The following is a 12,663-nucleotide window of genomic DNA, read 5'->3' as shown; positions in this document are numbered from 1 at the left end:
CTGTTTACTCGACTAATTCCGGGCGCAACCGGAGCAGGAGGAGCGGCTTCATGCCTGTGCTGTCCGTCACCCCGAATTCGGTCGGTCGCACTCCGTCCCGTTCCCCATAATCATTATGGTTAATTCCTTGCTCGAAGGTTAACACATCGTTGCGGCTTCCGGGGATCAGACCAGTTGCGTTAAGAGATTGTTAAGATTTGAAAAATCAGTACTCAGGCAAGGCTCGCGCAAGACAAACCGGCGATATTGGCCGACAACAAAGGCAATGAAGCCTTCGGAGTACGAGCAATGACTGTTCTTGGAATTGGTGCCCTGGTGATCGCTGCCGCTACACTTGCGAGTGTCTCGGCTCTTCTTCATTGCGTCGAGAAGCGCCCTCGGCTTGCCATGACGTTCTGAAGACAGTTGCACGACGCGGAAAGATACGGCGCTCCTGCCTCAGGGGCGCCTTTTTCGTGAGCGTCGTTCGAAATGTCAGCTCGTGAAGCCTTGAGCTTCAGAACGCCGGACCGGGCTTTATACCGAGCTTCCGGAAGACGACCGCGGCGGGACAGAGCCCGGTGAACGCGGATTGCAGCATGTTCGCGCCGATAAAGACGGTGAACCATGCGAAGTAGGGCGACACCCAAACCGTGAGCGCGACCGACACAAGAACCATCAATCCCGCGAATGCGAGCACAAGCCTGTCAACCGTCATAGCGGCCTCCATATCAAAGATACTCTTTATATAGAGATATATTTATACTAAGTCTCATTTGTAAGTAGGTCTTTGAAAAAATTCATCCTTACCATGCGTAAGTTTTTGCATTGCAAAACGAGAATTCACGTGCCGCAGGAAAATATCGCGCGGGTCCTCGACGCATTACGCGCAGCTGTCAAAATGACACGCGCACTGGTTACATACGCTCTTGATGATTTAACGGTAAGTTTTCTGACACAATGTCAGAATACTTGTATTCCTTACTTTCCGACAATGGGTTAGTCATGCTAAGTCCTTGCGATCCGCATTGATTGCGATTCAAGAAATCGGCGTGGATGTGTGGTTTCTGCTCCTGTCTCGGAGCATTTTCCACGGGGACATGATCTAGCGGCGAAAGAAATTCTACATCCTGATGATATGAACAACTTGCAACCATCCAAGATGCGTGAAAGCGCGGATGCGGCCTCGGAGCTTTTGGCTGCGGCGGCAAATCGCAACCGCCTGATGATTTTGTGTCATCTGGTGGACCGGGAGGTCACCGTCACCGAGCTGATGGAGCTTGTGGGCATGAGCCAGTCGGCCATGTCGCAGCAACTCGCGAAGCTTCGTGCGGCCAATCTCGTTTCCACCAGACGTGACGGCCAACAGATCCACTACAGCCTGGCGTCCGAAAAGGTCGAACGGCTGCTTCAGTTGATCTACGGCATGTACTGCATTGACGAGACACAGGGTCTGATCCTCAAGAAAGCCTGACCTCGCGATCGCGCGGGGCCTCCAAAGTGGGAACAAAAAAGCCGGGCGGAACGCCCGGCTTTTCTTTTTAGTTCGCCTGGAATTCAGACGTAACGATTGACGATGTTTTCGAGATATTCCTGACGGCCGGAGCGCGGCTCGGGATTGATGTTGTCCCGCTCCACCTTCTCGGCAATCTGATCGAGGCTGTACTCGCCCTTGAGCATCTTCTGCGCCTCGGGCTTGGCCCAGCCGGCATAACGCTCGTCGAGCGGCTTCTGCAGGGCGCCGTCCTCGACCATCCTCGCGGCTGCCTTCAGCCCACGGGCGCAGCAATCCATGCCGCCGATATGAGCGATCAGCAGATCCTCGGGATCGATGGACTGACGGCGCAGCTTGGCATCGAAATTGGTGCCGCCGGTGGTGAAACCGCCAGCCTTGAGCACCTGGTAATAGGCCAGCGCCATTTCCGGCACGTTGTTGGGGAACTGGTCGGTATCCCAACCCGACTGGTAGTCGTTACGGTTCATGTCGATCGAACCGAAAATGCCGAGCGTCGATGCGAGCGCAAGCTCATGCTCGAAAGTATGACCGGCAAGGATCGCGTGCCCCTGCTCGATATTCATCTTCACTTCGTTCTCGAGGCCATATTTCCTGAGGAAGCCGTAAACGGTGGCGACATCGAAATCATATTGATGCTTGGTCGGCTCCTGGGGCTTCGGCTCCACGAGGATCGCGCCCTTGAAGCCGATCTTGTGCTTGTAGTCGACCACCATGTGCAGCATCCGGGCCATCTGGTCGAACTCGCGGCTCATATCGGTATTGAGCAGCGTCTCGTATCCTTCGCGGCCACCCCAGAGAACGTAGTTCTCGCCGCCGAGCTTCATGGTGGCATCCATGCAGGATTTGATGGTCGCCGCCGAATAGGCAAACACATCCGGATCCGGGTTGGTGGATGCCCCCGACATGAAGCGACGGTTCGAAAACAGGTTTGCCGTGCCCCACAGAAGCTTCACACCGGTCTCTTCCTGCTTGCGGGCGAAGTAGTCGACGATTTCCTCGAGGTTCTTCCTGCTCTCGGCGAATGTCCGGCCTTCGGGGCGCACATCGGCGTCATGGAAGCAGTAGTAGGGAGCGCCGAGAATCTTGAACATCTCGAAAGCGACATCGGCCTTCAGCTTGGCCTTGTCCATTTCCCCGTCATACCACGGACGATCGAAGGTCCGGCCACCGAAAGGGTCGCCGCCTTCCCAGGCAAAGGAATGCCAGTAGGCAACCGCGAAACGGAGGTGATCCTCCATACGCTTGCCCATGACGACCTCGTCCGGATCATAGAAGCGATAAGAGAGCGGGTCGGTCGAATCCGCGCCTTTGAACGGAATTTTCTCGATAGTGCCGAAAAAGCCGGTTCCCATTTGGTTTCCTTCCCTATGGTTTGTCGCGTGGGCGGCCTGTCATGCGCGGCCGCCTCATTGTCATGTCATTCGTGGATGGCACCGGGTCCGGGGATCGCGCCCGGAGGGCACTTTCCGGCGATGATCATGCCCAGCAGGTCGTCAGCGCTGACATCCTCGACATTGGCCGTGCCGACCAGCTGCCCGTTTTTCATGACGTTGGCCCGGTCGCACAATTTCTTCACCTGATGGACGTCGTGATCGATCAGGAAGATGCCGAGCCCCTGGCGCTTGAGCTCCTGGATCAGGTCGGCCACCATCTGCGTCTCGTGCGGGCCGAGCGCCGCCGTCGGCTCGTCCATGATCAGGATCCGGGCATTGAAGTGCACCGCGCGGGCAATCGCCACGGACTGACGCTGGCCGCCCGAATAGGAGGAGACCGGCGAGGTGAAGTTCTTGAAGTTCGGATTGAGCCGATGCATCACCTTCCGCGTCTCGGCCTCCATCTTGTTGTCGTCGAGCAGCCCGGTGGGGCCGACGATCTCGCGACCGAGAAAGAGGTTCGAGGCGGCATCGAGGTTATCGGCGAGCGCCAGCGTCTGGTAGATGGTCTCGATATTGTGGCGACGCGCATCGCGCGGATTGCTGATCGAGACCTTGTCCCCGTTGATGTAGATGTCCCCCGAATCCTGCTGATAGGCACCCGAGAGGCATTTGATCAGCGTCGACTTGCCGGCGCCGTTGTGGCCCAGAAGGCCAACCACTTCACCTGGAAAGAGATCGACGGTCACGTGATCGACGGCCTTCACCCCGCCGAAGGCGATCGAGATGTCGCGCATTTCGACGAGGGGCGTTCCATTGCGGTCGATAGCCATCACTTCGCTCCCGTACGCTTGCGGTAGATGGTGTCGATAAGGACTGCGATCACGAGAACCGCACCCACGACGATGTTCTGGAAGGGGGCATCGACGCCAACCATGGCCATGCCCGATTGCAGCGACTGCATGATCAGCGCACCGAGAATGGCGCCGTAGATCGTGCCGACGCCACCGGCAAGCGCGGTGCCGCCGATGACGGCCGCGGCGATGACGCGCAGTTCGTCAAGCGTGCCGATATCGTTGGAATGGAATGACAGGCGGGCCGAAGCCACGAGTGCCGCCAGTCCGCACAGGCCGCCCATGATCGCGAAGATCTTGACCGTCAGCAGCCGGGTATTGATGCCCGAAAGTGCCGCGGCATCCGGATTGCCGCCCGTTGCGAAAATATAGCGGCCCAGGCGGGTGCGGCGTGCGACGATCGTCATGACGACGGCAACCGCGATCAGAAGCAGAACGGAGATCGGCAGGCCGTAACCCTGGGTGAAACCGTCCGGCATCACCTCGCCGCGCGCCTCGAACATCTGCTGCAGGCGCCGGCGCGGGACGTCGTAATTGTTCAGAACAGCGACAAAGCCCATGATCGCGACGGCCGTGATGGCGGCCATGACGATTTCCGCCCATATCGGCTTGACCGGAAAGTCGTGTGAGATCTTGCTGCGGCGATTGCGCCAGAACGAGTAGAAGGCGAAGAGCACGGCGATCAGGCCGATCACCCAGCTCCAGGTTTCGCCCAGCGTGCCGTTGATGCCGCCGAACTGCATGAAATTGCGGTCGAGCGGGCCTATCGTCTGACCGTTTGTCAGATACCAGGCGACGTTGCGCCAAACCAGAAGGCCGCCGAGCGTGACGATAAAGGCCGGCACGCCGAGATAGCCGACGATATAGCCCTGGAACGCGCCGATCAGGACGCCTGTCGCAATTCCGACGACGATCGCAATCGGCGCGGTTGCCGGATGGTTCAACCCGAGACCGAAAACCTCCGGGGTGATGAAGGTCTGGGTCATCGCCATGACCGCCGAGCAGGTGGCCAGCAGCGATCCGACGGACAGATCGATATTGCGGGTGACGATCACGAACACCATGCCGGTTGCCATGATGGCCACGCTGACTGTCTGGATCGTCAGATTGAAGATGTTTCGCGAGGTCAGGAACCTGCCATCCGTGATGAAGTGAAAACCCAGACACAGGATCACGAAAGCGCCGATCATGCCGAGCAGACGGGTATCGATTTCAAGCTGTGCGAAGAGGTTCTTCTTTTGCGCCGGGCGGGCTGGTTTGTCAGCGTCGGTCATCGGAAAAGTCCGTTATTGCGTCGGGTGAAGCGCCCAATAAACACCGCGCCGCAAAATCGCGGCGCGGTGAAGTTCTGATGTGAAGACAGTCTTAGTTGCAGGGAGCCGGGCCGCCGGAGACGCCCTGGCAGAGATCTTCCTTGCTGATCCAGCCTGCATCGACGACCGTGGCGAGATTGTCCTTGGTCACCGGAACCGGCTTGAGGAACTTGGCCCACAGTTCGGTGCCTGCCGGCGAGGTCCACTGTTCGGCGCCCTCGATGCCAGACATTTCGGTACCGCGCGCCAGTTCGACGGCGATCTTGCCGGCTTCGTGGCCGAGTTCGCGGGCATCCTTCCAGACCGATACGGTCTGGGTCCCCTTGGCAACACGGTTCAGGGCGGCGTGATCGCCATCCTGACCGGATACCGGGATGCCTTCCATGCCCTGCGCGGTCAGAGCAGCGACAGCGCCGCCTGCAGTACCGTCGTTCGATGCCACGACAGCATCGACCTCGTTGTTCTGCGCGGTCAGGATCTGCTCCATGTTGCGCTGTGCGTTGGCCGGGAGCCAGCCATCGGTGTAGGCTTCGTCAACGATCTTGACCTTGCCGGCATCGATTGCTTCCTGCAGGACTTCCTGCTGGCCGCCGCGAAGGAAGTCGGCGTTCGGGTCGGTCGGCGACCCCTTGATCATGACATAATTGCCCTCAGGCGCCGCCTCGAGAACCGCACGCGCCTGCATACGGCCGACCTCGACGTTGTCGAAGGTCAGATAGAAGGCGCGGCTGTCTTCGATGAGACGGTCGTAACCGACGACCGGAATGCCGTTGTCGGCGGCGGACTGGACGGCCGGGCCAATGGCCTGCGAGTCCTGAGCCAGAATGATAAGGCCGTCGACACCCTGCGCAATGAGGCTTTCGATATCGGACAGCTGCTTGGACGAGGAGCTCTGCGCGTCGGTGGACACGTATTTCGCTCCCATTTCCTCGAGCGCCTTCTTGATGGCTGCTTCGTCGGTTTTCCAGCGCTCTTCCTGGAAGTTCGACCAGGACACGCCGATGGTTTCGCCTTCGGCCATTGCCGCAGTCGAAACGCTCATGGCCAGCGCGAAGCCGGCCAGTGCCAGAATGTTCTTCTTCATAGTTTCCTCCCGATGCGCCCGACCAGACGGGGCGCGAATAAACCGTTCGATAATCCGGTCCTCCCCTTCTCCAGCGACATGCGATCAAGGAGAAGGTTCCGGATGACCCTTTAATTCGAGGGTCGAAAAAAAGAGTGACGCAGCACCCCTGCTGTGTCAAGATGAATCTTCAACCGGCCAACTCGTTGCATTGCAACAACTTTTTGCTGCAGCGCCAGAAAAACGAGGGTCGGACAGGGAGGAATTAACGGATGACACTCATCGCCCGCTCGGACGATTTGCGTCGGGAGAACCAGCGTCGGGTACTCGCCGCACTGCGCGCCGACAGCCCGTTGTCGCGCACCGAACTCACGGCTACCACAGGGCTGAGCGCATCGACAGTGACCTCGATCACGAGCTCGCTTCTGGCCGCGGACTACCTGGTGGAAGCCCCGCGCAAGGATGGCGGTACGGGCGATGAAAACGCCTCCCTCGCCCGCCGCGGGCGGCCGCAGGTCGCGCTCGCGCTCAATCCCAAGGCAGCCTCCATCGGTGCGTTGACGCTTACGCTCAACCGGCTCTCCGCCGTCCTCGTCGATTACTCCGGCAGCGTCATCCTCGAAGTCACCGAAAAGGTGGAAACGCAGAGCCTGGCACGCGGAGAATTCGGCCGGCGCTTTGTTTCGCTGCTGAAGAAGGCGGTCGACGACGCGGGCGCTTCTGCGGGACCGCTTCGTCACATTGCGCTCACCGTCCAGGGTGTGAGCGACGCCAAGGGCACCCGCATCCACTGGTCCCCGATACTCCGTCACCGCGATCTGCAGATCGACGACGATCTGAGAGAAGCCTTCGGGACCTCTGTGTCGATCGCCAACGACGCCAACATGATCGCGACGGCGCTCAAGTCACGCGAACCCCAGATCTACGACCAGTCCTATGCGGCAATCCTGCTGTCGCACGGCATCGGCATGGGGCTGGTGCTCGGTGGCCGCACCTTCAACGGCATCCTCACCTCGGCCGCCGAATTCGGCCATATGTGCCACATCCCGCAAGGCGCGCTCTGTCGCTGCGGACGTCACGGCTGCATCGAGGCCTATGCGGGCGATTACGGCATCTGGCGCACCGCCACCGGCGGCGATCCGGAAGTCGTGCCTGACTGGGATATCGACAGGGAGACAATGGCCGAGCTTGCGGGCCGGGCCAAGGCCGGCGACGAGCGCGCCCGTGCCGCCTATACGTCGGCGGCCTCGGCCATCGGTCACGGTCTGCGCAATCTGTTCACGCTGCTCGATCCCTTTCCCATCGCCTTCGTCGGCTCGGGGGTATTGGCCTTCGACCTGATGGAGCCGATGATCCGGACGTCGCTGGGGCGCAAGGGTATCGGCCTCGCCTATACCGATGCTGAATTTCACTGTTACGAGAATGATCTCGAGCTCACTCTCCTCGGCACGATCGTCACCGGGCTCACCACGCTCGACCGATCGCTGCCGGTCAACAAGGAAGCTGCGGGGGGAGACTATGCGACTGCGGACTGATCTGAAGGCGGGCCTTCTTCTGGCGCTGGGCTTTGCAACCGTTACCGCCGCCCCTGCCGAGGACAAAAAACTGCCTGCCCCCTGGGAAGAACGCGCAATCACCGCGCCGCTCGACCGGGCCGATTTCTCCGGCATGCTCACACGCGAGAAGCTCGACGAGCTGACGAGTATCGGGGAACATCTCTTCGGCGCGCACTTCACGCCGCTCGACGGCGTTGGCCGTCCGATGGCGACACAGGCGATCATTCCGACCAAGCGGCGGCGTGAAACCCGTCTCTCCTTCCAGCGAATGGCGGGCATGGATGCAGCGTCCTGCGCGAGCTGCCACAACATGCCGGTGGCTGGCGGTGCCGGCGATTTCGTCGCCAATGTCTTCGTTTCGGAAGGCTTTTCGAACGCCGATTTCGATTCCATCGACCCGCAATTTTCCAACGAACGCAACACCAACCACCTCTTCGGTGCCGGGCTGATCGAGCTTCTCGCCCGCGAGATGACGGTGGACCTGCAGGCAATCCGCGAGGAAGCAGCCCGACAGGCGCGTGCCGGTGGCGGGACCGTCACCCTGCCGCTTGAGACGAAGGGCGTATCCTTCGGGTCGATCACGGTGGAAGCCGACGGGATGGTCGATCTGTCGGGACTCGATGGCGTCGATACCGATCTCGTCATCCGCCCTTTCAGCCAGAAAGGCGTGATGACCTCGCTCCGCCAGTTCACCGTCAACGCGCTCAACCAGCACCACGGGATGCAATCGACCGAACGCTTCGGCGCCCGCTGGACCGGCGAAGCCGACTATGACGAGGATGGCAAGGGCGACGAGATCTCGCCGGGCGATGTCTCCGCCATGGTCGCCTGGCAGGCAACGCTCGAGCCGCCCTTCGCAACAATACCGGACGACGAGGCGTGGCGGACGGCTTCGGCCAATGGCGACAAGATCTTCGACAGCATCGGCTGTTCCTCCTGCCATATCCGTGCGCTGCCGCTCTCTTCGCTCGAATTCGCCGATCCCGGCCCGGTCGACGCGGCCGGAACGTTGCGCGGCGATGAGGACGGCGCGGCCGCCGTCTACGATCTGGGGCTTTATGAATGGGCGGCGCGGCTCGAACGCAACGAGGCGGGCCAGGCGATGGTCCCGCTCTTCGGCGACCTCAAGCGCCATCGCATCGCCGACCAGAAAGTCGCCATTCTCGGCAATGAATTGCTGGCACAGCGTTTCGTCGACCGCGACGTCTTCATGACCGGCGAGTTGTGGGGCATCGCCGATACGGGACCCTACGGCCATCGCGGCGACCTGACGACGCTCGACGACGTGATCCGGGCCCATGGCGGCGAGGGCTCGCAATCGGCCCGCGCCTATGAAGCGCTTGCCGAAACGGACCGCTCCGCCCTCATCGCCTTTCTCAAGACGCTGGTGATCGACCGATGAACCGCAGCCCGTTCAAGATTTTCCTCACCTTGCCTGTCCTTCTGCTGGCCGGGCCGCTCGCGGCATCCGGCGACGAGCCCACGCTGGAAGCGCGGCACGTCGCGATGGACGTGCCGGCGATGGTGGAAGAAGCACTGCGGGCAGGAATCGACCACAGCTATGTCGGCCCCTGGGAATTCTTCGTCGGCGGCGGGGCTGCGGGTCTCGACTGCAATGGCGACCGCAAGACGGATCTCTTCATCGCCGGCGGAAAGAACCCGGCAGGCCTTTACGTCAACCGCTCGGCGACCGGCGGCGAACTCAAGTTCGAGAAGGTCGACACCGGGCTCGATGATACCGTGATGACCAATGTCACCGGCGCCTATCCGATCGATCTCGACAATGACGGCCACAAGGATCTCGTCGTCCTTCGCGTCGGCCGCAATGCGATCCTGAAAGGCGGACCGGGCTGCACGTTCACCAATGCCTCGCGGCAGTTCGCCTTTGACGGCGGGCGGGAATGGACGACGGCCTTTGCCGCCACCTTCGAGGCAGGCGCCACCTTTCCGACGCTCGCCTTCGGCAATTATGTCGACCGCTCGGCGCCGGGATCGCCCTGGGGGACCTGCCACGACAACGACTTCTTCCGTTCGCAGACCCAGGAGACGGACAGCGCGCCCGACTATTCGCTGCGCACCGCGCTTTCGCCGGGCTATTGCGCGCTCTCGATGCTGTTTACCGACTGGGACCGGAGCGGCAAGGCCGATCTGAGGTTCACGAATGACCGGCAATATTATCGCGGCGGCGAGGAGCAGCTCTGGAAGATGGATCCCGATCGTCCCCCGCGCCTCTACCGGTCGTCGGAAGGCTGGCGGCACGTTACGATCTGGGGCATGGGAATCGCGGAAGCCGATCTCAACGCCGACGGTTATCCCGAATACGCCCTGACCTCGATGGGCGACACCAAGCTGCAGACACTCGACGAGGATGCCGAGGAAGGCCGCCCGGTCTATCGCGACGTCGCCTTCGAGAAAGGCGCGACCGCCCAGCGTCCCTATGTCGGCGAAGCCATCCGCCCATCGACCGGGTGGCATGCGGAATTCGACGATTTCAACAATGACGGCAATCTCGATCTCTTCATCGCCAAGGGCAATGTCGAGCAGATGCCGGATTTCGCGTCCTTCGACCCGGACAACCTGCTGCTCGGCACATTCGACGGCAAGTTCGTCGAAGCGGGCGATCTCGCCGGCGTCGACAAGCCGACCAAGGGACGCGGCGCCGTTGTCGCCGACTTCAACAATGACGGAATGCTCGACCTGCTGGTGGTCAATCGCGGCGGTCCGGCAAGCCTTTTCCGCAACACCGGGGGCCGCGCTCCCGACGGTGGCGCGGCGCGGCAAATGGGCAACTGGCTCGAAATCGAATTGAAGCAGAAAGGCGCGAACCAGGACGCGATCGGCGCGCGGGTTTCGGTCAAGAGCGGCAACGAGACGCGGGTTCGCACCATCGCCGTGGGCGGCGGTCACGCTTCGGGACGGCTCGGCTTCGTCCATGTCGGGCTGGGTGTCGCCGAACGCGCGCAGATCCGCGTGCAATGGCCGGACGGGGAATGGAGCGCACCCTATCGCGTTTTCGCCAACCAGTTCGTCCGCATCGACCGGGATGCGCCACAGGCCAGGTACTGGCTTCCCGAATAGGGCGCCCCATATGCGCAGAGACGTATTCTCCAGCGGCGACAGTCAGGACCGGCATGCCCCAGACGAGACTTTCCATTTCGACGCGCGGACAGGGCCTTTACGAATTCACCCGCGCAGCCGAGGATTTTGTCGCGGGCCACGGAAGCGGGGACGGGCTATTGACCGTCTTCGTGCGCCACACCTCCTGCTCTCTGCTGATCCAGGAAAACGCCGATCCCGACGTGCAACGCGACCTGAACGGCTTCTTCTCGCGGCTCGTGCCGCCGAGCGATGACCCCTCGATGAACTGGATCGTCCATACGATGGAGGGCCCGGATGACATGCCAGCCCACATCAAGGCGGCACTCACCCAGGTGTCGCTGTCCGTCCCGGTGACCGGCGGGCGTCTCGCGCTCGGGACCTGGCAGGGGATCTATCTCTTCGAGCACCGCGACCGGCCGCACCGGCGCGAGATCGTGCTTCATCTGTCAAACTGAGAATGACGCCTAGCGCCGATGCGCGGCGAAATGGGTGAGCTTCGCGCCCAATTCGTAATAGGCCGCTTTCGCACCGGTCAGACGTTCCTGATGGCGCCTTACGGGCGCCACCGGCAAGCCGCTTTCCTCGCCGCGCAGAAGCGCTTCGGCCGTGGCCGCGCCGAACACCGTTCCCGGCGAGATGCCGCGGCCCGAGTAGCCGAAACAGGCATAGGCATTGGGCCCGAAGGAAACGATCTTCGGAATGTGGTCGCCGGTCATGGCGATGCGCCCGCTCCAGACATGCTGGAAACCGATCTCTCCCAGTGCGGGATAGAGGGCGCGCAGCTTTCGCCGCGCCCAGGCCTCGTGCAGGCCCGCGCCGGCATCCTCGACGCTGCCGACACCGCCGACGATCAACCGGCCGGCCCGGTCCAGCCGGATCGACGACATGACCATCGCCGTGTCCCAGCATCCTTCACCGCCGGGCAGGAGCTTTTCGCGCTGGCTTTCACTCAAGGGTTCGGTGGCGAACTGACAGTAGTTGAAGCGGACGAATTCGGGGCGGAAGGGATCCTCGAAGCCCGCATGATAGGCGTTGGTCGCAATCAGCAGCCTCTTCGCCCTGACCACCTGGCCGTTTGCGCGCGCAGCCCAGACGCCATTGTCGTGGCGCAGTTCGGCGACGGGCGTGTTCTCGCAGATCATGGCGCCAGCCGCCTGCGCCGCACGGGCCAGGCCGCGGCAATAGGCCAGTGGCTGGATGGTACCGGCACGCGGATCGAAGAGCGCGCCGTGGAAGGCGTCTGTCCCGGTGCGCCGGGCCGTTTCATCGGAGTTGAGGAGGCTCAGGGGCGCGCCATGACGATTGCCCTGGCGGTAACGGTCCTCGATGTCCCTGAGCCCGTCCGGCGAATGGGCGAGATGGAGCGTTCCCCTGCGCGTCGCCTCGCACTCGATCCCTTCCCGCTCGATGATCTCGAAAACTCTCGCGGGCCCGGCCCCGAGTGCATCGACGAGCTTGAGACCGGCCGCCTCCCCCATCGCCTCGATCACCTTGTCGGGTGGCAACCACAGACCGGCATTGACCAGGCCGACATTGCGGCCCGAACCGCCATGGCCGATCGTTTCGGCCTCCAGCACGACGACCGAGGCCCCCTCGCGGGCCGCGTGCAATGCCGCAGAATTGCCCGTGAACCCTCCGCCGATCACGAGAAGATCGACATCGAGATCAGCGGTCAGCGGCGGGGCGGCAAATGTTTCCTCCGCACTGTGGTGCCAGAGATTGGAAGTATGAATGGCATTCATTGCAAGGCAGGTCCGGGCTGATTTCCCGAGAGTTGTAACCGGTTTGTCGTGCCGACGCACTCGGCAAAACGTGATCGCGGCATAAGCGGCCCTGTCCGCAGTCATCTCGACCGACAGGCAAGCCGTTGCCCTTGCAGTTCGGGGCGATCACGGGTCGGAGCCGGAAGC

General features: G+C 61.8%; 11 protein-coding genes. 5 read left to right on the top strand and 6 right to left on the bottom strand.

Going from position 1 to position 12,663, the window contains the following annotated elements:
* Positions 1–496: 496 nt before the first annotated feature.
* The gene (locus E2A64_RS03730; RefSeq protein ID WP_133283073.1) at positions 497–697 is read right to left on the bottom strand and encodes a YgaP family membrane protein; all 201 of its coding nucleotides are present in this window, start codon (positions 695–697) and stop codon (positions 497–499) included.
* 420 nt (positions 698–1,117) lie between these two features.
* On the opposite strand from E2A64_RS03730, the gene E2A64_RS03725 reads away from it, so the two are divergent.
* On the top strand, positions 1,118–1,453 hold the full coding sequence (locus E2A64_RS03725; RefSeq protein ID WP_133283072.1) for an ArsR/SmtB family transcription factor: 336 nt from the start codon (positions 1,118–1,120) through the stop codon (positions 1,451–1,453).
* Positions 1,454–1,536: 83 nt separating this feature from the next.
* Here E2A64_RS03725 and xylA read toward each other — a convergent pair whose 3' ends face one another.
* The 4 genes from xylA to xylF form a co-directional block, all read right to left on the bottom strand.
* Positions 1,537–2,847, bottom strand: coding sequence for a xylose isomerase (xylA, locus tag E2A64_RS03720; protein ID WP_133283071.1), 1,311 nt, complete (start codon positions 2,845–2,847; stop codon positions 1,537–1,539).
* 65 nt (positions 2,848–2,912) lie between these two features.
* Positions 2,913–3,701: an ATP-binding cassette domain-containing protein gene (locus E2A64_RS03715; RefSeq protein ID WP_206662416.1), complete on the bottom strand. Its 789-nt coding sequence runs from the start codon at positions 3,699–3,701 to the stop codon at positions 2,913–2,915.
* Positions 3,701–4,996 (bottom strand): sugar ABC transporter permease, encoded by a 1,296-nt coding sequence (locus E2A64_RS03710; RefSeq protein WP_133283070.1) that lies wholly within the window; start codon positions 4,994–4,996, stop codon positions 3,701–3,703. Before E2A64_RS03710 ends, E2A64_RS03715 begins: the two co-directional genes overlap by 1 nt.
* Positions 4,997–5,087: 91 nt before the next feature.
* A complete protein-coding gene (gene xylF / locus E2A64_RS03705; RefSeq protein ID WP_133283069.1) occupies positions 5,088–6,119 on the bottom strand; it encodes a D-xylose ABC transporter substrate-binding protein in 1,032 nt (343 codons plus the stop codon).
* A 251-nt stretch (positions 6,120–6,370) separates the two neighbouring features.
* On the opposite strand from xylF, the gene E2A64_RS03700 reads away from it, so the two are divergent.
* Genes E2A64_RS03700 through E2A64_RS03685 form a run of 4 tightly spaced genes read left to right on the top strand, consistent with a single transcriptional unit; the run spans position 6,371 to position 11,208 of the window.
* Positions 6,371–7,633: an ROK family transcriptional regulator gene (locus E2A64_RS03700; RefSeq protein WP_133283068.1), complete on the top strand. Its 1,263-nt coding sequence runs from the start codon at positions 6,371–6,373 to the stop codon at positions 7,631–7,633.
* Entirely contained in the window at positions 7,617–9,056 is a 1,440-nt protein-coding gene (locus E2A64_RS03695; protein ID WP_133283067.1) for a cytochrome c family protein, read from the top strand. Before E2A64_RS03700 ends, E2A64_RS03695 begins: the two co-directional genes overlap by 17 nt.
* Entirely contained in the window at positions 9,053–10,732 is a 1,680-nt protein-coding gene (locus E2A64_RS03690) for a CRTAC1 family protein (protein WP_133283066.1), read from the top strand. The genes E2A64_RS03695 and E2A64_RS03690 overlap by 4 nt, the downstream gene beginning before the upstream one ends.
* 53 nt (positions 10,733–10,785) lie before the next feature.
* Positions 10,786–11,208 (top strand): secondary thiamine-phosphate synthase enzyme YjbQ, encoded by a 423-nt coding sequence (locus E2A64_RS03685; protein ID WP_133283065.1) that lies wholly within the window; start codon positions 10,786–10,788, stop codon positions 11,206–11,208.
* Between the two features lie 9 nt (positions 11,209–11,217).
* Here E2A64_RS03685 and E2A64_RS03680 read toward each other — a convergent pair whose 3' ends face one another.
* Entirely contained in the window at positions 11,218–12,495 is a 1,278-nt protein-coding gene (locus E2A64_RS03680) for an NAD(P)/FAD-dependent oxidoreductase (protein WP_133283064.1), read from the bottom strand.
* Between the last annotated feature and the right edge of the window lie 168 nt (positions 12,496–12,663).

The sequence above is a fragment of the Pseudohoeflea suaedae genome (assembly GCF_004354915.1).
Taxonomy (GTDB): Bacteria; Pseudomonadota; Alphaproteobacteria; order Rhizobiales; family Rhizobiaceae; genus Pseudohoeflea; species Pseudohoeflea suaedae.
This window is presented reverse-complemented; position numbering and strand designations above follow the sequence as displayed.